General features: G+C 60.9%; 28 protein-coding genes and 1 riboswitch. Of the genes, 15 read left to right on the forward strand and 13 right to left on the reverse strand.

The annotated features are described in order from the left end of the window. The first annotated feature begins 212 nt into the window (after positions 1–212). Together B8746_RS03400 and B8746_RS03405 are read left to right on the forward strand one after the other, a co-directional pair. Entirely contained in the window at positions 213–587 is a 375-nt protein-coding gene (locus B8746_RS03400; protein WP_158084527.1) for a DUF4168 domain-containing protein, read from the forward strand. A gap of 171 nt (positions 588–758) precedes the next feature. Next, positions 759–1,088 carry a YkgJ family cysteine cluster protein gene (locus B8746_RS03405; protein ID WP_084391830.1) on the forward strand — a complete coding sequence of 110 codons (330 nt, stop codon included), beginning with the start codon at positions 759–761 and terminating at the stop codon, positions 1,086–1,088. Positions 1,089–1,120: 32 nt separating this feature from the next. Here B8746_RS03405 and B8746_RS03410 read toward each other — a convergent pair whose 3' ends face one another. From B8746_RS03410 to B8746_RS03425, 4 genes are all read right to left on the reverse strand, one after another. Beyond that, the gene (locus B8746_RS03410; RefSeq protein ID WP_084391831.1) at positions 1,121–1,417 is read right to left on the reverse strand and encodes a hypothetical protein; all 297 of its coding nucleotides are present in this window, start codon (positions 1,415–1,417) and stop codon (positions 1,121–1,123) included. Then, positions 1,417–2,067: a hypothetical protein gene (locus B8746_RS03415; RefSeq protein ID WP_084391832.1), complete on the reverse strand. Its 651-nt coding sequence runs from the start codon at positions 2,065–2,067 to the stop codon at positions 1,417–1,419. Before B8746_RS03415 ends, B8746_RS03410 begins: the two co-directional genes overlap by 1 nt. 97 nt (positions 2,068–2,164) lie before the next feature. Beyond that, positions 2,165–2,383, reverse strand: a complete 219-nt coding sequence (locus tag B8746_RS03420; protein WP_084391833.1) for a hypothetical protein — start codon at positions 2,381–2,383, stop codon at positions 2,165–2,167. A 90-nt stretch (positions 2,384–2,473) separates the two neighbouring features. After that, positions 2,474–2,944 (reverse strand): phage tail protein, encoded by a 471-nt coding sequence (locus B8746_RS03425; RefSeq protein ID WP_084391834.1) that lies wholly within the window; start codon positions 2,942–2,944, stop codon positions 2,474–2,476. 145 nt (positions 2,945–3,089) lie between these two features. On the opposite strand from B8746_RS03425, the gene B8746_RS03430 reads away from it, so the two are divergent. Both B8746_RS03430 and B8746_RS03435 read left to right on the forward strand, forming a co-directional pair. Beyond that, on the forward strand, positions 3,090–3,575 hold the full coding sequence (locus tag B8746_RS03430; RefSeq protein WP_084391835.1) for a YybH family protein: 486 nt from the start codon (positions 3,090–3,092) through the stop codon (positions 3,573–3,575). Between the two features lie 72 nt (positions 3,576–3,647). After that, the gene (locus tag B8746_RS03435) at positions 3,648–4,064 is read left to right on the forward strand and encodes a hypothetical protein (protein WP_084391836.1); all 417 of its coding nucleotides are present in this window, start codon (positions 3,648–3,650) and stop codon (positions 4,062–4,064) included. A 19-nt stretch (positions 4,065–4,083) separates the two neighbouring features. Here B8746_RS03435 and B8746_RS03440 read toward each other — a convergent pair whose 3' ends face one another. After that, positions 4,084–4,305 carry a SlyX family protein gene (locus B8746_RS03440; RefSeq protein ID WP_084391837.1) on the reverse strand — a complete coding sequence of 74 codons (222 nt, stop codon included), beginning with the start codon at positions 4,303–4,305 and terminating at the stop codon, positions 4,084–4,086. Between the two features lie 195 nt (positions 4,306–4,500). On the opposite strand from B8746_RS03440, the gene B8746_RS03445 reads away from it, so the two are divergent. Next, on the forward strand, positions 4,501–6,804 hold the full coding sequence (locus tag B8746_RS03445) for a PLAT/LH2 domain-containing protein (RefSeq protein ID WP_084391838.1): 2,304 nt from the start codon (positions 4,501–4,503) through the stop codon (positions 6,802–6,804). A 78-nt stretch (positions 6,805–6,882) separates the two neighbouring features. On the opposite strand, the gene B8746_RS03450 is transcribed toward B8746_RS03445, so the two are convergent. Beyond that, positions 6,883–7,434 carry an REP-associated tyrosine transposase gene (locus B8746_RS03450; RefSeq protein WP_084391839.1) on the reverse strand — a complete coding sequence of 184 codons (552 nt, stop codon included), beginning with the start codon at positions 7,432–7,434 and terminating at the stop codon, positions 6,883–6,885. Positions 7,435–7,792: 358 nt separating this feature from the next. Beyond that, on the reverse strand, positions 7,793–7,957 hold the full coding sequence (locus B8746_RS03455) for a SlyX family protein (RefSeq protein ID WP_084391840.1): 165 nt from the start codon (positions 7,955–7,957) through the stop codon (positions 7,793–7,795). Positions 7,958–8,209: 252 nt separating this feature from the next. On the opposite strand from B8746_RS03455, the gene B8746_RS03460 reads away from it, so the two are divergent. Then, a complete protein-coding gene (locus B8746_RS03460) occupies positions 8,210–9,646 on the forward strand; it encodes a DNA sulfur modification protein DndB (protein ID WP_198943695.1) in 1,437 nt (478 codons plus the stop codon). A 129-nt stretch (positions 9,647–9,775) separates the two neighbouring features. Here the strand turns inward: B8746_RS03460 and thiC are convergent, their stop codons facing one another. After that, entirely contained in the window at positions 9,776–11,725 is a 1,950-nt protein-coding gene (thiC, locus tag B8746_RS03465; RefSeq protein ID WP_084391841.1) for a phosphomethylpyrimidine synthase ThiC, read from the reverse strand. Between the two features lie 35 nt (positions 11,726–11,760). After that, positions 11,761–11,890: riboswitch (TPP riboswitch) on the reverse strand. 86 nt (positions 11,891–11,976) lie between these two features. Here thiC and B8746_RS03470 point away from each other — a divergent pair. Continuing rightward, the gene (locus B8746_RS03470) at positions 11,977–12,807 is read left to right on the forward strand and encodes an arylamine N-acetyltransferase family protein (RefSeq protein ID WP_084391842.1); all 831 of its coding nucleotides are present in this window, start codon (positions 11,977–11,979) and stop codon (positions 12,805–12,807) included. Between the two features lie 25 nt (positions 12,808–12,832). Here B8746_RS03470 and B8746_RS03475 read toward each other — a convergent pair whose 3' ends face one another. Beyond that, positions 12,833–13,576 (reverse strand): hotdog fold domain-containing protein, encoded by a 744-nt coding sequence (locus B8746_RS03475; RefSeq protein ID WP_084391843.1) that lies wholly within the window; start codon positions 13,574–13,576, stop codon positions 12,833–12,835. Between the two features lie 176 nt (positions 13,577–13,752). Between B8746_RS03475 and B8746_RS03480 the strand changes: the two genes are divergently transcribed. From B8746_RS03480 to B8746_RS03505, 6 genes are all read left to right on the forward strand, one after another. After that, complete coding sequence (locus tag B8746_RS03480; RefSeq protein ID WP_084391844.1) at positions 13,753–14,553, forward strand: hypothetical protein; 801 nt, start codon at positions 13,753–13,755, stop codon at positions 14,551–14,553. 66 nt (positions 14,554–14,619) lie between these two features. Continuing rightward, on the forward strand, positions 14,620–14,943 hold the full coding sequence (locus B8746_RS03485) for an ArsR/SmtB family transcription factor (RefSeq protein ID WP_084391845.1): 324 nt from the start codon (positions 14,620–14,622) through the stop codon (positions 14,941–14,943). After that, positions 14,940–15,350: an SRPBCC family protein gene (locus B8746_RS03490; protein WP_084391846.1), complete on the forward strand. Its 411-nt coding sequence runs from the start codon at positions 14,940–14,942 to the stop codon at positions 15,348–15,350. Before B8746_RS03485 ends, B8746_RS03490 begins: the two co-directional genes overlap by 4 nt. Before the next feature lie 40 nt (positions 15,351–15,390). Continuing rightward, a complete protein-coding gene (locus B8746_RS03495; protein ID WP_084391847.1) occupies positions 15,391–15,621 on the forward strand; it encodes a hypothetical protein in 231 nt (76 codons plus the stop codon). Between the two features lie 9 nt (positions 15,622–15,630). Continuing rightward, positions 15,631–16,044 (forward strand): DUF1801 domain-containing protein, encoded by a 414-nt coding sequence (locus B8746_RS03500; RefSeq protein ID WP_084391848.1) that lies wholly within the window; start codon positions 15,631–15,633, stop codon positions 16,042–16,044. Positions 16,045–16,048: 4 nt separating this feature from the next. Then, entirely contained in the window at positions 16,049–16,624 is a 576-nt protein-coding gene (locus B8746_RS03505; protein WP_084391849.1) for a YdeI/OmpD-associated family protein, read from the forward strand. A gap of 49 nt (positions 16,625–16,673) precedes the next feature. On the opposite strand, the gene B8746_RS03510 is transcribed toward B8746_RS03505, so the two are convergent. Next, the gene (locus B8746_RS03510; protein ID WP_158084528.1) at positions 16,674–16,967 is read right to left on the reverse strand and encodes a DUF2065 family protein; all 294 of its coding nucleotides are present in this window, start codon (positions 16,965–16,967) and stop codon (positions 16,674–16,676) included. A gap of 152 nt (positions 16,968–17,119) precedes the next feature. Then, positions 17,120–17,872, reverse strand: a complete 753-nt coding sequence (locus B8746_RS03515) for a dienelactone hydrolase family protein (protein ID WP_084391851.1) — start codon at positions 17,870–17,872, stop codon at positions 17,120–17,122. A gap of 182 nt (positions 17,873–18,054) precedes the next feature. Between B8746_RS03515 and B8746_RS03520 the strand changes: the two genes are divergently transcribed. Continuing rightward, on the forward strand, positions 18,055–18,489 hold the full coding sequence (locus B8746_RS03520) for a hypothetical protein (protein ID WP_143434514.1): 435 nt from the start codon (positions 18,055–18,057) through the stop codon (positions 18,487–18,489). A 4-nt stretch (positions 18,490–18,493) separates the two neighbouring features. Here the strand turns inward: B8746_RS03520 and B8746_RS03525 are convergent, their stop codons facing one another. Further along, the gene (locus B8746_RS03525; protein WP_084391853.1) at positions 18,494–19,042 is read right to left on the reverse strand and encodes a pseudouridine synthase; all 549 of its coding nucleotides are present in this window, start codon (positions 19,040–19,042) and stop codon (positions 18,494–18,496) included. Between the two features lie 299 nt (positions 19,043–19,341). On the opposite strand from B8746_RS03525, the gene B8746_RS03530 reads away from it, so the two are divergent. Beyond that, the gene (locus B8746_RS03530) at positions 19,342–19,734 is read left to right on the forward strand and encodes an MAPEG family protein (RefSeq protein WP_158084529.1); all 393 of its coding nucleotides are present in this window, start codon (positions 19,342–19,344) and stop codon (positions 19,732–19,734) included. Between the two features lie 3 nt (positions 19,735–19,737). Here the strand turns inward: B8746_RS03530 and B8746_RS03535 are convergent, their stop codons facing one another. Beyond that, positions 19,738–20,082 (reverse strand): ArsC/Spx/MgsR family protein, encoded by a 345-nt coding sequence (locus tag B8746_RS03535; protein ID WP_084391855.1) that lies wholly within the window; start codon positions 20,080–20,082, stop codon positions 19,738–19,740. Positions 20,083–20,096: the final 14 nt, after the last annotated feature.

The raw sequence follows: 20,096 nt of genomic DNA on the forward strand, positions 1-20,096 counted from the left end.
CTGTCTGATAAAATAGCATTAGCCCCACGAAATCATGGATGATTATCAATACTCGATCTTGTGAAAACCCCCGCCAGCACAGGATATAAATCAGCATTACAGGCGGTATACATTACCACACATCCACATGGATGATGTTTTATTTGCATGCGGCGTCCTCAGCTGTTCGGCTGGCCTCCTGACCTATCCAACAGCCAGAAATGAGGATCATCATGAAAACGCTGATTTCGAAAGCCCTGACATCCGTCGCCGCCGTCGCCATGATGGGCGCACCGGCTGCGCTCGCACAGGCCACCCCGGCCCAGCAAGCCGCGCCGCAGCAGGCAGCCCCCGTCACCGACACAGAAGTGACCCAGTTTGTTGCCGCGAATGCAAAGGTCGGCACGATTGCCGCTGACATCAATAGCGGTCTTTCGGGTGAGGAGACCGAAGCCGAGCTCGCCGAACTGCAGCAAAGCGCGCAGACCAAAATGATTGCCGCCATCGAGGAAGAAGGCCTCACGGCAGGACGCTATACCGAGATCATGCAGCTGGCGCAGACCGACCCGGAGGTGAATGCGCGTGTCGTTTCCGAAATGGACGGCTAGGCGCCGCCCCTTCCTCCCGGACGAGCCGAAAGCCCCGCCATCTGCGCGGGGCTTTTTTGTGCGGCGCAGGGACGGAAATCTGCTTGCGGACAGACGCATGCCGGACTAGATACGCGCCGCCGCGGGCCGATGCGGGCGGCCGCATCCGCGCGGTGGGTCCATTGACAACAGATGTCAGACAAGGCGTTCGACTGTATGTCCTGCGGGGCGTGCTGTTTCAGCCGCAATCCGCGCTATCTGAAACTCCTGCCCTGGGACGCCTCGCGTGCCTTGCCACCAGATGGCCTCTTCTCAGAGAACGGCGAGACCTATGTGAAGTTCGAGTGCGGCCATTGCGTGCACCTCAACCTCTCGAACTGCAAGGCGGCCTGCAGCGTCTATGAGAACCGGCCCGAAGCCTGCCGCGCCTTCCGAGCCGGCAGTTTCGAATGCGTGAAGGCGATCCGTGCGAACGGCATCATGGGCGAGAGAGCGCGCGCCGTGCCGGAAGTCGTGGCCTGACGCGCCCCGCCTGCTCCTGTGCGCGACAGCGTTCAGTTCTCGCGGGCCTTCACCCCAGTATAGGTGAATCCATCCGTGCGGATCGTCTGGTCGACGATTTCGGGCGGCGGTGGCGGCTCGACCTCGCGGGCTTTTGCCCCGGTGTAGACAAAGGCATCCGCCTCGATGCGCTGGTCAACCATCTCCGGCAAGGGCGGTGGCGCGGTTTCGCGCGCCTTTGCACCGGTATAGACGAAGGCGTCAGCCTTTATCTGCTGGTCGACAATCTCCTGCGCAGCGGCGACCGGACCCAGGGAAAGCACAGCGACAGAGATAAGGAGATGGCGCATCAGTCCGGCTTCTTCGGAAAGAGCGGCGACTTTGGCAGCTTCGAAGGCGGTGTCACGGCTGAAACATCAACGCCATCCTTGACCTGGACGGGCGTTGGCGTGGCCGCTGTGCTGGATGAGGATCCCGGCAGGACGAGATCGCCACTGACCCGGGCAGCGCCGACGCCCCGCGACCAGGCTGGCGCGCTAAGGTCTTCTGAGTGGTCGCCATAGACCGCCCGAACGCCGAGCTGCAGCCCGCCAATCGCCATGCGCGGCTCGCACTTGTAACTGGCGAGAGCGCCCGGAACGCTGATCTTCTGGACATGTTCAAGCGGGACAGCGATGTCGACCGTAATGGAGCCCGACACGTCGCGATAGCCATCGGCGCTGAGCGGCGTGCCGGTTATGTCGGTTCCCGCATTCTCGATGAAATTCACAAAATTATACGTCGCTGTGCCGTTGCGAGGCAGGCCGATGTCGATGGAGCACTGGTAGCTGAACGTCGTCACCATCTCGTCGACATCACTGAGCTCGTAGGGAACTTCCAGCGAGAAGATCACCTCATCATTCGGGCTCGGGTCTTCGGTGAGATCAAGCGTGTGGTCCTGCGCGAGCGCAGGCAGCGCGAGTGCGGCTGCCAGCGCGCCGAGTGTCAGAATCGTTCTCATGTGCGTCTCCCAGTCGGTGTGCCGCGAGTTTAGCAGCGCCCGGCTGGGGTGTCACATCGCGGTCGGACACAAGGCGGCCTGACGCACGCTGTCCGCTCTAGTGGGCGCTGTCGAGCGCCGGACGTTCGCGCCCCATTGTCCAGTTTCCGGGGGCGCGCACCTGCGGGTTTGGCGCGCACCAGATCTCGCCGCTATCGGTAATGATCGTCACCCAGATGAGGTGGTGTTCCTGGCCATAATCGATGACACCGACGGCGAAGCCATCACCCTTATCCTTCACGGTAAGGGGGATGGGCGGATTGAGCTGGGTAAACATATGAGGCGCTTTGCTTGCTGGTTGAGACAAGACATCAACAGCGCAGCGCACGGTTTGGTTTCCAGTGCCGGACGCAAAGACTGCAGCAGGCTAGTTCCGTGACGGGTAGATGCCCTGCGTGACGACGCACTGTTTCATCGCAAGGAAGGGCGGCATGTTCTCGCCGGTCGTGCTGTTCCCCATCCCGCCACCTGCGCCATCATCCACCATAACCGGGACACTGGTTGAGTGATGTTCAATCCCGCCCCTCTCTCCGACGGTGCGCGTGGAAAGACCTGGCCCCTGGCCCGTCCCTACCACGACGCGGCCGCGAAGGTCCGGCAGCGCGAAACTCGTGCGCCCATCGCCGCCATAATAGGTGCCCAGCAGTGAGAAGAGGGCCGTATGCTGCTGAATCGGCAGAAGACGGCCATCGGCCTCCATTGTGCCGCGCGGACAAAAGTTGAAGCCGACTGTGATGATTTCGCCAATATACTCATCCGGTCCAGCCTGGGCGGCAGGTGCGATGGCGGTGAGGCTGGCGCCGGTGAGCGCGGCGATGAAGAGTGATTTACGGACCATGTGGGTTTCCTCCGGAGATTGGACGTCGAGCTTAAGCAGGTTTGCGCAGGCGGCAAGGAGTATCGCGTGCAGGAGCCCGATCCCGTTTGACAGGGGCGTGGTTCAGGGTGACAGTCCGCGCACCTGAAGGTGGAGGGAATGAGACATGAAGACATTTGCAATGCGTGCGACCGGGGGCCTTGCGGGGCTGGCGGCAGCGACAGCGCTCGCCAGCTGCGCGGCGGCCGAGACGGATGCGCCGGCTGCGATGACGGCCGATGAGGCGCGCGCAGCCGTCGAGGCGCAGAATGAGCGGTTCGAAGCCTTCTTCGCCGCCGATGACGCCGAGGGGCTCGCCAGCCTCTATACCGAGACGGGCCGCCTTGTGCCGCCCGATGCGCCCGACATGGTCGGTGCCGAGGCGATCGCCGCCTACTGGACCGGCGCGTTCGGTGTGATCGAGACGGTCGATCTCGTAACCGATGAGGCCCTGCCGGTGGGCGAGGGCTATATCACCGAGCGCGCCCACGTCACGCTCTACGACGCTGATGGCGAAGCGCTGGGCGGCGGCAAGGCGGTGCTCCTCTGGGCGCTCGAGGACGGCGAATGGAAGATGCACTGGGACGCCTGGAATAACGGGCCGGTGGAATAGCCAACAAGCTGCGACAATAAGGCCATCAACACCCATGATATCCTCTCGCTTTCAGCAAGCGAGAGGTGACCAATGGCGTTCAACTGGCGTTATCGCGCGGGGATTCGGGTCAGCTTTGGCGACGGGGCAATGCCGACAGCGCGGTGGTTCCGGCGTGGGCGCTCTGTCTGGCAGGGCGATGGGGTGCATTCGAACCCGCGCTTCTTCAAGGTCGACTGGCGGATCTGGACACCGTCGAGCGCCATTGAAGAGGGGCTGTACGGCATTGGACGACGGCGGGCGATATGGGGGTCGCCGGCCTTCTGCATCGCGGAGGCCATGGAACTTCTACAGGACCTTCAATCCTCGGGCACTCTGTTCATGGTCATCACCCGCGCCCGCAAACGCATCAGTCCCGACGCGCCCTGGGACGCAGCGCGCGTGCCGGAAGACCGAAAGGCGATACCCTATGACGAGGACACCGATCCGGAATTTTTCGGGCATCGGTGAGCGTGGGGGCGCGCTCGACCTAGTAGTGCGGCGGCGGGCGGTCGACGGCAGCGGCTTGGCCGGCGGACTGTTCGGCGTCGGCGACGCGCTCGGCGAGGCGGGTCACCTGCCGCTCCAGCCGCTCGATCAGTTTCCACTGCGCCGTGATGGCCGCGTTGAGGTCCTCAATTGTCTGGTCCTGATGGACCGCGCGCATTTCAAGCTCGTCGAGGCGGGAGGCGGTGTCGGGTGTGTCTGACATGGCGGAGGGATTAGCGCTGGGTGTGAGGGGAGGCAATGGGCTGCAGCGTCGTGCCCTCCGCTCTGACGCGGGAGGAGGGAAGGCACACGGCGAGGCGGCGAAGTCCCAGAGACTGAAGAAGCGCGTTGTCGCAGTGGAAAAACGCCTTAATGATCAGGACTTAAACGACACAGAAAATGTCCGGGGGATCACATCATGCAACCAGTCAATGTCGGCCTTGGTGCCGTTCGGGCATGTTTTTCCCTTGTTCTCGCCCTGCTGATCCTGCCCATGGCGGCGCATGCCGCTTCCTTCACCTATTATGTCGATGTCCTGACGGAGGATGCGGAAGACGCCGGGACCGACTCGCCGACCTATATCACTCTGCAGGGCGACAAGCGTTCCGTGCGCTGGGAGCTCGACAATCCCGGGGATGACCAGCAACGCGGCAAGTGGGATTCCTACAAGTTCAGGTCAGATCATGACCTCGGGCGGATCATCAGCGTCGAGCTTCAGGTGACAGGCGATGACGGCTGGTCCCCACGGGTGGTCTATGTGTTCGGGCCGAAGGATCCGAAATTTTCCGGCTGGCGACAGGAGTCACCGCGCCACGCTGATACGGGGTCGAACCGGTTCGACTATTACCGCTTCGATTTTCGCGGGGTCACCATCGATACCGACCATGTGAGCACGGCCGAAAGGGCGCTGGATGAAGAAGGACAGGCCGCCTATCGGAAAGTGGCCAGCCTTTCGGTGCCGGACGTCTATTTCATCACGGTCACGACGGCTTCATCCGAGAATGCCGGAACAGACAATACTGTCACGCTGGAAGGCTTCGGCAGTCGCGGGTCAAGCTTCAAGCTGCGCCTCGACAAGCCGGGGCACAATGATCTCGAAACCGGCGCGGTGGACACTTACAGCCTGCCGCACAAGGGCTCTCTGGGGCGGATCGAGAAGATCAGGCTTTCGATTGACGGCGACGATATGTGGAGCGGGGCGGAGGTGGAAATTTTCGGACCGCACGATCCGGAGTTCCCGAACTGGCCTGTCGCGATACCAGGCCATGGCGAAGCCGGCGGCAAATCCTATAATCACTATCTGTACAGACCGTCCGACGGGGCCATCCGGCTGAGCACAGATGACCGGCTCGCATACCCTTCAGTTGAACTGACCGAATCCCGGATTTTGACCGCCCGCCAGACGGACAGGGACCAGAAAGACAGACAGGACTATCAGGCAGCGATGGCACGGCTGGACGACAGCCATTCGACAGCGTGCGACAGGCACGAGGCGGCAAAACTCCTGATCATGATGTCGCCGCGCTATAATGATGGTCGTGTCGACAGCAAGCTGTTCGACGTGAGGGATGCCACGCGCCACCCCTGCTTTCTGGAAAGGGAAGCCGACAAGGCGGGCAAGGGTGAACAGCCGGAACCCTCACCGAAGCCGGCGGGCGAGACCTATTATGTGAACGTGAAGACGTCCAAGCGGGAACACGCCGAAACAGATGATGATGTCTTCATCACCCTTTATGGCGACACCGGCGCATCGCTGCACACCCAGCTGGATAATCCGGGCGATGATTTCCGCAGGGATGGCTGGGATTACTACAGGTTCACGGGTATTGCCGACCTTGGCCGCGTCACGCACGTCAAGCTGGAGGTCAAGGGGACCGATGGCTGGCGCCCGGATGTTGTGTACGTGCTCGGCCCGCACGATGAGCGATATCCGCACTGGCGGCGCGAAGGCGCAGGCAGCCTTGATGCAACAGGTTCGGCGCTGGATTTCTACCGGTTCGAGTTCAAGGATTACGACCTGCGCCGTGGCGGGACGCCTTCGAAACTGGTCGGGCTGGACGAGCGCGGGCGGCAGGACCTTGCGAAGGTGTCGCTGCAGCAGATGTCCTACTGGACAGAGAATTCCCCGAAACACCTGTACCTGTCGCGCTTCCGGGCGCTCGCGCCCTCTGCCGGGGTTGGCGATGCCGCGCGCGTGATGGGCCAGATTGGCGGCTTCGCGCTGGAACAGGGCATCCAGGCCACGCCCTATGCTGGCGAACTGTTCGGTGACGTCGTCACATCCCTCATTTCCGAGGCTGCGGGCGCGGATGACTGGGGTGCACTCGGCGAAAGCGTGGTCGATGTCGTCGATGGCGTCACGGCCGGCGCGGACGACTTCTATTTCAAGGTCAACGGCCAGATTGTGCCGACCGGCGGCGCAGGTGAACTGGCCTATAGTCTCGATGCGGGCGAATATGTCCTGTCTGACCATTCCACCCCGCTGGACGGGCTGGTCACGCTCGAACTCATGGAATGGGACGTGTTCTCCGACGACTCCCTTGGCGGCATGGTGTTCCACCCCAACATGCTGCAGACGGGCCCGGAAGGGGCCTATGCCATTATCGCCAACAAGGCGGCGCGCAGCATTTATGAGGTCCGCTACCACATCGTGGATTGCGCAGTGCCACAATCGGGAGAAGTGCCGGACCTCGCCGAATTTCGCCGCAGGACATGTGGATAGGGGCGGCGGCCCCCGCATCGCGGCGGCGTAGGGCGGGATAAAATCCCGCCGATCATATTGGCGGGATTGCATCCGGCCCTACGGTTCGGTGAGGAGGACGGGCGTGTCCGGATTCCATTCCCGGTTCCAGCTATCCTTGTAACGATGCCAGGACGAGTGCGGCCACGCCTCCGGCGAAGCCACAAGCCCATGTTTGACCGGGTTCCAGTGAATGTAATCCATGTGCGCGGCGAGGTCGTTCTTCGCTAAAATCGATTCACTGGATCGATTTTTGACGCTCGAACCGCCCCGGATGACATGTTCCCAATAGCGCGATTGCCAGATGCGACGCTCCCCCTTGCGGCCAACCGATTTCAGGTGCGCTGGCAGGCGCCGCGTGAAACCGGCCTTGATCAACCTCAACCGGTTCACAAAATCGCAGTCGCCGTCCGGCAAGGCCCAGAGCAGATGCATGTGATCGGGCAGGACGCAGATCGCGATTGTCCGGAGCGGATGCCGGGCCGTCACCTCATGATATGAGGCGCGCAACGCCTCAATATACCGAATGAGCGTATCGGCCCGCCGGTCATGAAGGCACAGCGTAAAGGCGTAAGTCCCACCCGGCACATAGAGGCGACGATAGTTCGGCATAGGCGGAACATATCACGAACATTTGAGATCGTGAAGCCCGTAGGGCGGGATGAAATCCCGCCATCGAAGCCCAAGGCCAATACAAGCCAGAAGGTTCGGCGCGGGAGGGGCAAGTGGGGCGTAGGGCGGCGTTGAGGCCAAAGGCCGATACCCGCCAAAATGTGCACGATAAGGCGGCGATGGAGGCGCAGCCGCAATCCCGCCAATTGTCGTTCGAGGCATCGGATCATGGCGGCGGGATGTCATCCCGCCCTACGGCGAAACGAAGTTTCGGGTGTGGCGCGGGAGGGGCAAGGGGGGCGCAGGGCGGGTCATGACCCGCCAATTCTGCCCGCAAAACCGGCGGGTTACGCTGACGCTAACCCGCCCTACGGCGAAACGGAGCATCGCTTTGCTCCAGCCGCTCGATCAGTTTCCACTGCGCCGTGATGGCCCCATTGAGGTCCTCAATCGTCTGGTCCTGATGAACGGCGCGCATTTCAAGCTCGTCGAGGCGGGAGGCGGTGGAGGGTGTGTCTGGCATGCGGGAGGGATTAGCGCTGGGAATGGGGGGAGGCAATGGGGGATGAGCCGGGACAGAAATTCGATCCTCTTTTACCCAGCAGGGATGATGAGCTTCCGCGGCATTGGCAGATCGCGGCCGATAAATTAACTCAAAACGACCCCTGTTGCACATACCAGGTGAAACAAAAATGACTTTTTCTACTCTCCTGGGGCTTGTAATGTGGATGCAATACGCTACATATCATCGCCAACCAGCGAGAAAGGAAATGCCATGTTTGGAAAGAATGAAGACCTGCCGACCCCCCTCAATGCCGAGATGGAAAGTCTCGATGACCTCGATAGCGGAAGCGGCGCAAACGCCCGTCCGATTAACGTATTCATCGGTCATAATCTCGGGCACCGCGTGTTTACGATGTCGGTACCTTTTATGGACTTCTACGAACTTTCAGATGTTGCCAATCATCCGGACGCCGGCCCGGTAGCGCAAAGGCGTCTCGATCCAAATCACTCGAAGAAGCTAGCGGTCTACATGCTAAAGGGGCTGATCTCTGCAGCAGCACTTCGGAGACAGTCGAAGGGTCTCGATGTTCCGCCGATCTTTGAAAGCCTTTTGCACGAATTGGGGTCGCAACCATACTTTTCGCTGCAGCCTATCGTCTGTTCGATCCGGACCGTAAAACCGGGAGGATCAGATCTTGGCGGCAAACGGCTTGTCACCGCTGAAGGCGAAACCGCTGCATTTAAGATCTTTCTTGCTCAGCGCCATATCCTCTGGGTCATTGACGGGCAGCATAGACGCGACGGCGCAAATTCTGTTGTACAGTTCCTCAAACAGGTTTCGACGTCGGGACGATATCCAGCCAAGACCGCAGCGCTGTTTCCCAGAAAGGGTGACGACGCCACCGATGAAGAGATGCTGGTATGGAACGAAGTTTATCAGGCGATGCGGAGCTATGCGACGCTTTCGGTTGAGGTTCATCTGGGCCTTAATGTGGATGAAGAGCGACAGCTATTTCACGACTTAAACCAACTGGGCAAGAAGGTTGATAAATCGCTTGCGTTGAGCTTCGACAGCTCTAACCCGATTACCTCCTACATTAAGGAAACACTTGTCGCCGGCGGGGTCGTTGATGTGGTCGATAAGGAACCGCGCAATTGGTCCGAGGACGAAGGCTCAATCGCTTTGAAAGACCTTGTGTCGGTGAATGCGATAGCATTCCTGAATAAAGGTAACGTGGCGGGCGCGACTCCGGCCGGTATCGAACCAAAAATCGATACCGTCCATCGGATGTGGGAGTCGATCATTGAAGTTCCGCACTTCGGTGACGAACGGGCAAAAGAGAAGACCATTCTCGCTCAACCCGTCGTGCTCAAAGCCGTGGCAAAGCTGGTGTACGACTTTAAGTTCAACCGACGGCGGTCAGAATCGTCAGATGCACAATACGAGAAGTTGATGGAAGAACTCGCAAACGTGGATTTCTCCCATAACAACCCAGTATGGCGATACTATCAGCTATCCGAAGACGAGCGCGAGAACTTGGGAATCGCGGGACTCGCAGAGTATTTGCCTGAAGACGATGGAGCAAACCGCGATCCTGGCCTCTTTCAAGACGGCCTCATGAGGTTCGGCGCCAAGCACAATGATATCTTTCCGCTCATCGGCGACATGATCCGCTGGCAGCTTGGACTGGAAAATCGACACGCTTAAGCTCCGAACGACTTCAAAAACAAACAAGAAAGCCGAGCTCAAAAGGCTCGGCTTAATTTTTGAGAAATTCGGGCTGAATGCGGACTAATCAGATGTCTATATAGGCCCGCATAGAGTTATCTTTGTCGGCTACTCCCGCTCCACATAAAGCTTCCGCCCCATCGCCTCATACTCCGCGCTCTTCGCCTTCATGCCCTCTTCGGCCTCTTTCGCCTGCCTCTCAAGGTCGGCCTTTTCATTATCCGTCATGCCTGCCGCATAGTCGCGGACCTCTGCGGTGATCTTCATGGAGCAGAATTTCGGGCCGCACATGGAGCAGAAATGGGCGACCTTGTGGGCTTCTTTGGGGAGGGTCTGGTCGTGATAGTCGCGGGCGGTTTCGGGGTCGAGGGAGAGGTTGAACTGGTCTTCCCAGCGGAACTCGAACCGGGCGCGTGACAGCGCGTCGTCGCGGATCTGCGCGGCGGGGTGGCCCTTGGCGAGGTCTGCGGCGTGGGCGGCGAGCTTGTAGGTGATGACGCCGACTTTCACATCGTCGCGGTCCGGCAGGCCGAGATGCTCCTTCGGCGTCACGTAGCAGAGCATGGCCGTGCCGTACCATCCGATCATCGCCGCGCCGATACCGCTGGTGATGTGGTCATAGCCGGGCGCGATGTCGGTGGTGAGGGGGCCGAGCGTGTAGAAAGGCGCCTCGCCGCACTCCCTGAGTTGTTTGTCCATATTGATCTTGATCTTGTGCATCGGGACGTGGCCCGGCCCTTCGATCATCACCTGGCAGCCCTTGGCGTGGGCGATCTTGGTGAGCTCACCGAGCGTCTCCAGCTCCGCGAACTGGGCCGCGTCATTGGCGTCCGCGATGGAGCCGGGGCGCAGGCCATCTCCGAGGCTGAAGGAGACATCATAGGCGCGCATGATGTCGCAGATGTCCTCAAAATGGGTGTAGAGGAAGCTCTCTGTGTGGTGGGCGAGCATCCATTTCGCCATGATCGAGCCGCCGCGCGAGACGATGCCGGTGACGCGCTTGGCGGTGAGGTGGATATAGGCGAGGCGGACGCCCGCATGGATGGTGAAATAGTCGACGCCCTGCTCGCACTGCTCGATGAGGGTGTCGCGGTAGACCTCCCAGGTGAGGTTCTCGGCGATGCCGTTCACTTTTTCGAGGGCCTGGTAGATTGGCACCGTGCCGATGGGCACCGGCGAATTGCGGATGATCCATTCGCGGGTGTTGTGGATGTTGCGGCCGGTCGAGAGGTCCATGACATTGTCGGCGCCCCAGCGCGTCGCCCAGACCATCTTGTCGACTTCTTCCTCGACCGATGACGTCACGGCCGAATTGCCGATATTGGCGTTGATCTTGACCAGGAAGTTGCGGCCGATGATCTGCGGCTCAAGCTCCGGGTGGTTGATATTGGCCGGGATGATGGCGCGGCCTTTGGCGATCTCGTCGCGCACGAATTCCGGGGTGATGAAGGCAGGGATCTCGGCGCCGAAGCTTTCGCCCTCGGCGATTTTCTGCTCGGCCCCTTCCAGCATTTCCTGACGGCCAAGGTTCTCGCGCTCGGCGACGTAGATCATCTCCTTGGTGATGATGCCGGCTCGGGCAAATTCATACTGGGTGACGAGTGGCTTGCCCTCGGCATTGACCGGCGGATCGAGATCCATCGAACAGGGCGAGGAGGCGACTTCGGTCTTGTTCAGGCTGGCCATGCCGCGCAGCGGCTTGTGGCGGGTCGGGAATTCGCGGGCGAGGTGCTTGCCGCTGACGCCGCCATTATCTTCGGGTTTGACTTCGCGGCCCTCATATTCCTCGACACCGCCACGCGCGAGAATCCATTCGGTGCGGTGGCGGGCAAGGCCCTTCTCGACATCGATGGTGACGGACGGGTCGGAATATGGGCCGGACGTGTCATAGACCGGCACCGGCTCTTCATTCGCGGACGGGTGCAGGTCGATCAGGCGGCGCGGGACGCTGAGGCTCGGGTCGGCCTTCGGGTGCGTGTAGACCTTGCGGCTCGCAGGCAGCGGACCGGTCGTGACCTGCGGCGTCGAAAACTCGGACTGGTTGGTGGGCTTGTTCATGAGGGGTCTCTCCAAATGGTTTGAGACCCGGGGGCGCGCGCGGTTTTTTCCGTTCCTACGCCGGCCACCTCCTCGGCGAGGAGATTTCCCGGATCAGGTTCTAAGGGTGCTCGGGCGGCGTCAGCCCGATCTCAGCGCATGCACGGCGCGCCCCTCGGATTGAAGGCATCCTAGAGGAATGCGCGGCATTCGGAAAGGGGCGAAGGAAAGGATCGCTTGCCTGCTCATGCGCCCTTCCCCATCTAGCCGCGATGACGCTCGACCTCGATGCCTATCTTGAACGCATTGGCCATGCCGGCCCGGTGCGGGCGGACCTTGAGACGCTGAACGCGTTGCATGAGGCACATGTGAATGCGGTGCCGTTCGAGAATCTGGATGTGCATGCCGGGCGTCCGGTGATGTTTTCGCTGGAGGCTGCCTTTGACGAGATCGTCACGCGGCGGCGGGGCGGCTGGTGCTATGAAATGAATGCCGTGTTCGGCTGGGCACTGGGCGAGATCGGGTTTGAGGTCATGCGGCTCAGCGCAGGGGTGCGGCGCGAGGCGCTGGGCGATGAAGCACTCGGCAATCATCTGGCGCTGCTGGTGCGGCTGGGTCGCGACTATCTCGCCGATGTCGGGTTTGGCAGCTCCCAGGTGCACGCCATCGCGCTGGACGAGGGCGTGAGCGACCATTCTCCCGTACGTATGGCGCTGGCGAAAGTGGATGATGGCTACTGGCGCCTGCATGAGGGCGGACCGGGGGCGACTTTCAGCTATGACTTTCGGACTGAGCCTGCGGATGAGGCGCTGCTGGCGGAGCGCCATGCCTGGCAGATCACTGATCCGAACAGCATCTTCTGCAAGACGCTGACGGCGAAGGTCCGGCGCGGGACGCGCTATTTCATCCTGCGGGGGCGGATGCTGGAAACGCAAATGCCGGGGCGCAGCACGCAGCAGATATCCGATACGCCGGAGGAATTGGCGAGCGTGCTGGATGAGGTGTTCGGTCTTGAGGAGCCGGAGCTGGAGACGCTCTGGCCGAAGATATGCGCGCGGCACAGGCAGCTCTTTCCGCATGCGGCGCGGGATGGAGCGGGGTAAATTGAGACGGCCGCACGCCCCTGCGTCAGGCGCCTGACCGTATGGCGGCGATCATTTTCGGGTCCGTCAGCTCGATCCAGACAGCATTGGCCGCAGCGATGACCTTTCCGGCCTCGTCAACCAGCGCGCCGTCGGCATAATTTTTCCGGCCGTCCACCCGCTGCTTCCAGGCCATGGCAATCAGGTGCTCACCGGGCTTCGGTCGACGATGGATTTCTGCCGTCAGGGAGCCGAGCAGGCAGAGCTTGGTGTCGCCGTGGCGCAGGGCAAAAGCTGTCGGGCAGTCGAGCGCAGCCCAGATGAATTCCGGTCGCACCAGGCCATCGGCGCCGGCATAGCCTGCATCAGGGACCCAGACATCGGCGTTGACCCGGCTGCCGGGGACCGGGCCGGTGAACAGGCACAACGCATCGCCCGGCGTTCGCTTCGGGCCACAGACGAAACAGCCGGGAATGGCATGTATGTCTGCCGCATCAAGATAGGCGTCCCGCGCCGCCTTGAGGCCCGCCGCGTCCGGTATTTCCGGCAGGTCGATCGTGACGTTTCCAGGCACAGCCGTTCCGATCAGCGTCTCGCCAACCATCGCTTTCACGCCATCGCCATCGCGCACAATGTCGATGGGCGTGTCGAGTGGCGGGGGCTGGCGTAGCATGGCCCTGACCGGGCCGCCGAGCGGCTCTGCCATGAGGCCGCAAGTGTAACCGCCATTGCCGGACTGGGGTGGACCGCGAAAGCGGGCTGGGACTGAAATCTGTTCGGTCATGTTCATGGCGCCCCCTCTCCCCCACAAGCGCGCTGGCCGCAAGCCCTGAATGTGGCCATCAATGTGATGAGGAAGCGGAGAAGCTTAATGAAAAGCTCCGATCCGTTAACCTTGTGTATAGCCGAAGCGGCGAGAGTTTGGGCTGAACTATCCAACCCAAAGCCCGCAGGAGCATCCCGCGCATGGCCATCACAGCAAATCATGCCACCTCGTCTCGCGAGCGCACGAAAACCGAATGGCGCGAATTCAAGGTCGATCTCTGGCTGACCGATCTCAACACGACCGAACTCGGCATCATGAAACATACCCAGCATGAAGCCGCCTCGCCGCAATTCACCAGCGACATGGAGATTATCGGCCAGGTGAAGGAAGGCTCCGAGCGGACGGGCATTCTCGCCTTCCGCAAGGCGCTCTGGAAGGATGGTGACGGCATGAAACGCCGCCTCGTCATCAAGCAGTTCAACGAGAACATGACCTGGCGCGGCTCGATGGAACTGCTGATGGGTCGCTCATTACAGCTCAGCCTCGGCGCGCGCGGCGTGCCGGTGCCCGCCTACTCCATCAACCTCGCGCGGCATGACCAGCTTATCCAGCTTGAGCGTTCAGCACAGAAATGGACGCTGTTTCCGGAGAAGTTTTCCTTCTTCATCGAGACTGGCGATGGCCCGCGCTTCTATCGGCTGCGCCGCAATGTGATCGGCATCGGCGCCGACTATACGCTGTACGATGACCAGAGCCGCAAGGTCGGGACGCTCGACCATCGCATCGTCAATCTGGGCGGATCATGGAAGGTGAAGCTCGACAAGGCGCAGAGCTATGCGAAGCTTGAGCAGGTGGTTCAGATGTTCTGTGCCATGCTGCGCTATAACGGCTCGGCGCGCCGGCATGTGAAACGCGAGCTCGAACAGCTCTGCCGCGGGCGGGCGGTGCGCCAGCTCGATAGCCATGAACGCGATCTCTATACCAATCCGCGCCATCGCTGAGCCAGCGGGTTGACAGTTTCATAACCGATTGGCTATGCGTTATTCATAACCAATGGATTATAATTTTTGACCAGCGCTCAGAATGCTATCTTCAAGGCACTTTCGGACCCGACCCGACGCGCAATTTTCGAAGGCCTGTGCCGCGGCGGGAGCCAGAGCGTGGTTTCCGTCACCCAAGCGGCAGGAATCTCACAGCCCGCCGTTTCCAAGCATCTAGGTATCCTCAAAAATGCCGGTCTGGTCAGCGACCAGCCCCAGGGGCGGCAGACCTTCTACAGTCCGAACGTCGGCGCGTTGTCGCAACTGACCGATTGGACCACAGAAATGACCGCATTCTGGAATGCCAGGTTTGATGCCCTGGACGATCTTCTCAAGAGGATGGATCAGTGACCGAAAGCCAACCAGACATCAAGACCATCTGTTTTGAACGCAACCTGGCACACCCGCCTTCCAAAGTGTGGCGAGCTTTGACTGTGCCCGCGTTTCTCGAAGAATGGCTGATGAAAGCGAATTTTCGACTGCAGCATGGGCACCGGTTCAATTTTCAAGCTGACTGGGGACATGTTGATTGCGAGATCCTGGAGTTCGAGACCGAACGGCGATTATCCTACACTTGGGGCGACGGTACGCTGGAGACCGTCGTTACCTGGACGCTCACACCTGCGAAGAACGGGACGCTTCTGACCATGGAGCAAAGCGGATTCAAGAAAGATCAGCCACGGTATTATGGCGGTGCGCTTCAGGGGTGGCCCCGCTTTTTCGATCAACTCGAGACCGCACTGGCCCGAGGGGACTGATTGGACGGAATCACAACCGCCAGACTTAAAGGAGCATCAAATGAGCTTCAGCCGCTTCACTCGAACCAGCCATCGCTGGATTGCCGCGATCTTCATGGTGTGCGTGGTCGCAAACATTGTTACCAATATCACCGGAATTGGCGGAGAGACAGTCGCTCTGGCGGTTGGCCTTACGACGCTTGCGCCCCTGGTCTTGCTGATGGTCAGCGGGAGCTATCTATTTGTGCTGCCGTACATCCGAAGCGCTGGTGACAGCGGTAAACTGGAGTGAGGCCCCACGATGCGCACCGAAAAGCCCAAACTGCTTGCAGGCGGTAATCCGCAGATCCCCAAGGGATATGGCGACGCGCCAATCGAGGCGTATCTGAGCGCTGTTCCCGGATGGAAGCAGCAGGTCTGCAAGGCGCTGGACAGGATCATCTGCGAGACGGTGCCGGGCGTCGAAAAGGCGGTGAAGTGGAACACCCCGCTCTACGGCATGGAGAAGGACGTCTACTTCACCGGATACCATTGCATGAAGGCCTATGTGAAAGTGTCCTTCTTCAAGGGCGCGCTGCTCGATCCACCGCCGCCGGAAACCTCCAAGGTCGAGAATGTCCGCTACTTCCACATCCGGGAGGACGATCCGATTGATGAGGCGCAGCTCGCCGACTGGATGAAACAGGCCTCGAAACTACCCGGCGAGAAGATGTGACCTGATGAGTGCGGCGCTCGACAAGACGTTCCTGACGGCCGACCGGTGGCGCGATGAAGCGCTGGAAGTGCGGGCAATCCTGCTGGATTGCGGGCTCACCGAAGAGAAGAAGTGGAACAAGCCCTGCTATTCGATGGATGGCGAGAATATCTGCATCATCCAGCGGATGAAGCACTTCCTCGCGCTGATGTTCTTCAAAGGGCGGCTGGTAGATGATCCAGACGGGCTATTGAAGGAGCAAGGCCCGAATTCACGCTCTGCCAAGCGGCTGGAGTTCAATTCGGTCGATGCCGTAAAGGCGGCGGCGGATACGATAAGGGCGCTGGTCGCGAGTGCGATCGAGGTGGAGCGAAAAAAGTTGAAGGTCGAAGGCGGCGAACTTCCGGACTATCCGGGTGAACTTGTCGACGCGTTTGATGAGGATCCGGATTTCCGGAAGGCATTCGAAGACCTCACACCCGGTCGCCAGCGTGGCTACCTCCTGCATTTCAATCAGGGAAAGCAGGCTGCAACCCGTGCCAACCGAATTGGGAAATATCGCCAGCACATCTTCAACGGCAAGGGCATGCACGACCGCTAGTGCTCAGCGACATGCGCAAAGGTTTGCGCAACCGGCAAGGTCAACGCCTTCAATAAGGCCAGCCCAGCCAGGTCAGCACCGCGCCGAGCAACACCACCACGGCTCCCATGATGCGCATTTGCGGCGGGGCCATCAGGAAAGGCCTTGCGATGGACAGCAGCGTCTTGGGCGCCGCCATGAGAAGCCAGCCTTCAAGCAACATGCCCGCGCCAATGACTGTGGCGATGCCGACCTCAAGTGTAGCAAACCCATGACAGGCGATCAGGACTGCAGCCCCTGTGGGCGCGAGGATCGCGCCGGTGACATAGCTCACAGCCGGCATGTCCGCGATACTGTCGATCATGGAAGACATTCTGCCCGGAGCGAGCATCAGCGCGAACCCGGCACCCAGCGCGTAAATCCCTGTGAGATAGATAACCAGGTTTGCGATGACCGACCCTCCACGCCTGTCCTTTGGACAGGGTACCATGGCGAACAGGAAGGGTCGAGCTGGGACTATTCAGCTTCGCCGAGATAACGGTCGGTGAAATCCATGAAGGCGTCCCAGCTCTTCTCGTCAGCGAGCTGCTGGTAGCGGTCGGAGCCGAAAACGGTCCAGGCGTGCGGCGCGCCGGAATAGACTTCCAGCTCATAAGTCGCGCCGGCTTCTTCCAGCATCGTGGCAAGCTCACCGGCCAGCGAGATCGGGATGCCGGCGTCCGCGCCGCCATGCATGATCAGTATGGGCGCGTTGACAGCGTCGTAATTCTGGCCTTCCGGCGTGTCGAGACTGCCATGGAAGGTCGCGTATCCGACGACATCGTCACTGGAGGCCGCGCGGGCAAGCTCCAGCGTTGCGCCGCCGCCAAAGCAGTATCCCATGACGATTGCTTTCGTTTCGCCAGACGCGTCCTGTCCGGCCTTGAGGCCTGCGAGGATGCGCTCACGCATCATCTCGCGGGCGCCGTAAAGCGCGCGGACCTGGGCGGTCTTTCCCTCGGTCGTGTCCGGGCGGTTGCCCTTGCCGTAGAGATCAACCGCGAAGGCGTCATAGCCCGCATCGGCCAGCATTTCGGCGCGGGTGCGCTCATAATCGTCGAGACCGTCCCAGTCATGGATGACAATGACAAGGCCCCTGGACTCGCGGGTCGCTTCAGCGAGATAGCCCTCATAGGCCTCACCGTCGATTTCGTAGGTCACGGTCTCTCCGGCATGCGCCGAGAGCGCAGCAATGGAGGCGGCGGCAGCAGCAAAAAGCAGGCGTTTCATGGGGGCGTTCCTTTCGGGCTGGATGGGTCTTGTTGTCCAGAATGCAACCTAACGCATCTCTCGGCTGTTCCAAATCTGTCAGTTTTTGAGCGTATCAGCATCAACATGGCTGAATGCGTTGACGAGATGCAAAATTCCTCGAAGACTGCGCGCGTTGTCAGATATGGATGGGAGAAGACTCCATGATCAGATTACACCGGCTAGCCCTTCTGGCGTGCCTTTCCACCGCTGCTATGAGCGGCCCTGCCCTTGCCGATGACTGGGGCGACAAGGCGCTGCGAAGCGGGATCGCCTGCGGCAATATTCTCGACGATCCGGACGCCAGCCCTCAGAGCGTCGAGGTCTGCCATCGCTGGATTGAGGCCATCCGCCAGGAAGTGCCGAGCGGCAAGCTTCCACCGCTTGAGGCAAACAAGGCGATCCTCGGCGGCGGCGAAGCGATGTTCGGCCTCGCGGCGCACCAGTATGATACCGACCCGGAACTGGCCTGCACGACCATGCAGGATGCGATGCGGCTCGCCAGCCCCTATCAGAAGGGGCTGAATGCGGCGCATGACCAGGTTTTCGGTGAACTGACCGGCGACCTGACCGTGCTGATCGCGACCGAGTGCGGCTAAGGCGTCAGGGCGTGATGTCGCGCCACTCACCGGGGGCCAGACCGTCCAGCGTCCATTTGCCGGTCCGATAGCGGATGAGGCGCAGGGTCGGATGCCCAATCGCGGCCGTCATCCGGCGAACCTGCCGGTTCTTGCCCTCCCGCAGCCCGATCTCGAGCCAGCAATCGGGCACCGACTTGCGAAACCGGATGGGCGGGTCGCGGTCCCAGAGGGCCTCAGGCGGGTCCATGCGGCGGACCGAAGCCGGACGGGTGCGGCCATCCTTGAGGTCGAGGCCTTTCCGGAACGCCGCGAGCGCGGCCTCATCAGGTACGCCTTCGACCTGCGCCCAATAGGTCTTTTCCATCTTGTGTCTGGGATCGGCGATCTCGGCCTGCAGGCGGCCATCATCGGTCAGCAGGAGCAGCCCCTCACTGTCGCGGTCCAGCCGGCCCGCCGGGTAGACACCGGGGACATCAATGAAGGCAGAGAGAGTTGGTCGGGGAGAACCCTCCGTGCCCTTGTCGGTGAATTGGGAGAGGACGCCATAGGGCTTGTTGAACGCAATGAGCATGGCGCCTCCTAGGCCAGCTCGCCCGGCCCGATCAAGCGTCTATTCAAGATCGAAGAGCGCGCACATCGGACTGGTCCGGGCATGGCGGAATGGCCCCCTCTTCCGCTATCGCGGCAACAGGCGCAGCGGATGCAAGGCAGATAGATACCAGAGCGGCGCGAAGCCTTGTCATCATCGTTCCCCTCTCAATCAACCGGCCGGCTATGCGGTTTCGAGCAATACCTCAAATCTCTCGGCAATTGACCGGTCAGGCCGGATTGACTGAAAGTGTTGCCAGATCATCTATCGGGGAGGAAACGATGACATCCATGGAGTCAGCTGCGCTCTATGCCGGCATTTTCGTGATTTTCTTTTTGCTGCTGAAAGGCCGGGTCGGACTGGTTCGCAGCGGTGAGAAAGTCATGTTCGGCGATGGCGGCAATGAAAGGCTGCAGCGCGCCCAGCGGGTACAGGGCAATGCCGTGGAAGATGTGCCAGTGACTGTGATTGGCCTGCTCGCGCTGGGCGCTCTTGTGGCACCGGTCTGGCTGATCCACGCGCTGGGCAGCACGCTTGTCCTTGGGCGCGTGCTGCACGCGGTTGGCCTGTCCGGTTCAAGCGGAGGCAGTCCCGGTCGCATGTGGGGCACCCTGCTGACGCTGATATCCATGCTGGGGACGGGTGTCGCCTGTATCTGGTTTGCGTTCGCCTAGCTGCTAGAAGACGGCCTGGACGTCCTTGGTCCAGCCGACATAGACATCTGCGCCGGTTTCAATGACCGGGCGTTTGATCAGGGTGGGATTTGCGATCAGGAGCGCTTCGGCCTTGCCCTGTTCAATCGCCGCCTTGTCAGCCTCCGACAGGCCGCGCCAGGTGGTCGAGCGCTTGTTGACCAGCATGTCCGGGCCGACCTCTTTCAGCCAGAGCGGGACTTTCTCCTGCAGATCCGTGTCAGCCCGGATGTCGACGAGGACAACGTCATGCCCATCCGCGTCGAGGGCATTCAGCGCCTTCTTGCAGGTGTCGCAATTCTTCAGGCCATAGAGCGTCAGATTCGCCATCTCAGTCTTCCTCG

Origin of the sequence: Henriciella pelagia (genome assembly GCF_002088945.1) — a bacterium.
GTDB lineage: Bacteria > Pseudomonadota > Alphaproteobacteria > Caulobacterales > Hyphomonadaceae > Henriciella > Henriciella pelagia.

What these genes read in the sequence shown, in the direction of transcription:
- B8746_RS03400 (WP_158084527.1), top strand. Translation starts at nt 213, where the DNA reads ATGAAAACGCTGATTTCGAAAGCCCTGACATCCGTCGCCGCCGTCGCC.
- B8746_RS03405 (WP_084391830.1), top strand. Translation starts at nt 759, where the DNA reads ATGTCAGACAAGGCGTTCGACTGTATGTCCTGCGGGGCGTGCTGTTTC.
- B8746_RS03410 (WP_084391831.1), bottom strand. Translation starts at nt 1,417, where the DNA reads ATGCGCCATCTCCTTATCTCTGTCGCTGTGCTTTCCCTGGGTCCGGTC.
- B8746_RS03415 (WP_084391832.1), bottom strand. Translation starts at nt 2,067, where the DNA reads ATGAGAACGATTCTGACACTCGGCGCGCTGGCAGCCGCACTCGCGCTG.
- B8746_RS03420 (WP_084391833.1), bottom strand. Translation starts at nt 2,383, where the DNA reads ATGTTTACCCAGCTCAATCCGCCCATCCCCCTTACCGTGAAGGATAAG.
- B8746_RS03425 (WP_084391834.1), bottom strand. Translation starts at nt 2,944, where the DNA reads ATGGTCCGTAAATCACTCTTCATCGCCGCGCTCACCGGCGCCAGCCTC.
- B8746_RS03430 (WP_084391835.1), top strand. Translation starts at nt 3,090, where the DNA reads ATGAAGACATTTGCAATGCGTGCGACCGGGGGCCTTGCGGGGCTGGCG.
- B8746_RS03435 (WP_084391836.1), top strand. Translation starts at nt 3,648, where the DNA reads ATGGCGTTCAACTGGCGTTATCGCGCGGGGATTCGGGTCAGCTTTGGC.
- B8746_RS03440 (WP_084391837.1), bottom strand. Translation starts at nt 4,305, where the DNA reads ATGTCAGACACACCCGACACCGCCTCCCGCCTCGACGAGCTTGAAATG.
- B8746_RS03445 (WP_084391838.1), top strand. Translation starts at nt 4,501, where the DNA reads ATGCAACCAGTCAATGTCGGCCTTGGTGCCGTTCGGGCATGTTTTTCC.
- B8746_RS03450 (WP_084391839.1), bottom strand. Translation starts at nt 7,434, where the DNA reads ATGCCGAACTATCGTCGCCTCTATGTGCCGGGTGGGACTTACGCCTTT.
- B8746_RS03455 (WP_084391840.1), bottom strand. Translation starts at nt 7,957, where the DNA reads ATGCCAGACACACCCTCCACCGCCTCCCGCCTCGACGAGCTTGAAATG.
- B8746_RS03460 (WP_198943695.1), top strand. Translation starts at nt 8,210, where the DNA reads ATGTTTGGAAAGAATGAAGACCTGCCGACCCCCCTCAATGCCGAGATG.
- thiC (WP_084391841.1), bottom strand. Translation starts at nt 11,725, where the DNA reads ATGAACAAGCCCACCAACCAGTCCGAGTTTTCGACGCCGCAGGTCACG.
- B8746_RS03470 (WP_084391842.1), top strand. Translation starts at nt 11,977, where the DNA reads ATGACGCTCGACCTCGATGCCTATCTTGAACGCATTGGCCATGCCGGC.
- B8746_RS03475 (WP_084391843.1), bottom strand. Translation starts at nt 13,576, where the DNA reads ATGAACATGACCGAACAGATTTCAGTCCCAGCCCGCTTTCGCGGTCCA.
- B8746_RS03480 (WP_084391844.1), top strand. Translation starts at nt 13,753, where the DNA reads ATGGCCATCACAGCAAATCATGCCACCTCGTCTCGCGAGCGCACGAAA.
- B8746_RS03495 (WP_084391847.1), top strand. Translation starts at nt 15,391, where the DNA reads ATGAGCTTCAGCCGCTTCACTCGAACCAGCCATCGCTGGATTGCCGCG.
- B8746_RS03500 (WP_084391848.1), top strand. Translation starts at nt 15,631, where the DNA reads ATGCGCACCGAAAAGCCCAAACTGCTTGCAGGCGGTAATCCGCAGATC.
- B8746_RS03505 (WP_084391849.1), top strand. Translation starts at nt 16,049, where the DNA reads ATGAGTGCGGCGCTCGACAAGACGTTCCTGACGGCCGACCGGTGGCGC.
- B8746_RS03510 (WP_158084528.1), bottom strand. Translation starts at nt 16,967, where the DNA reads ATGATCGACAGTATCGCGGACATGCCGGCTGTGAGCTATGTCACCGGC.
- B8746_RS03515 (WP_084391851.1), bottom strand. Translation starts at nt 17,872, where the DNA reads ATGAAACGCCTGCTTTTTGCTGCTGCCGCCGCCTCCATTGCTGCGCTC.
- B8746_RS03520 (WP_143434514.1), top strand. Translation starts at nt 18,055, where the DNA reads ATGATCAGATTACACCGGCTAGCCCTTCTGGCGTGCCTTTCCACCGCT.
- B8746_RS03525 (WP_084391853.1), bottom strand. Translation starts at nt 19,042, where the DNA reads ATGCTCATTGCGTTCAACAAGCCCTATGGCGTCCTCTCCCAATTCACC.
- B8746_RS03530 (WP_158084529.1), top strand. Translation starts at nt 19,342, where the DNA reads ATGACATCCATGGAGTCAGCTGCGCTCTATGCCGGCATTTTCGTGATT.
- B8746_RS03535 (WP_084391855.1), bottom strand. Translation starts at nt 20,082, where the DNA reads ATGGCGAATCTGACGCTCTATGGCCTGAAGAATTGCGACACCTGCAAG.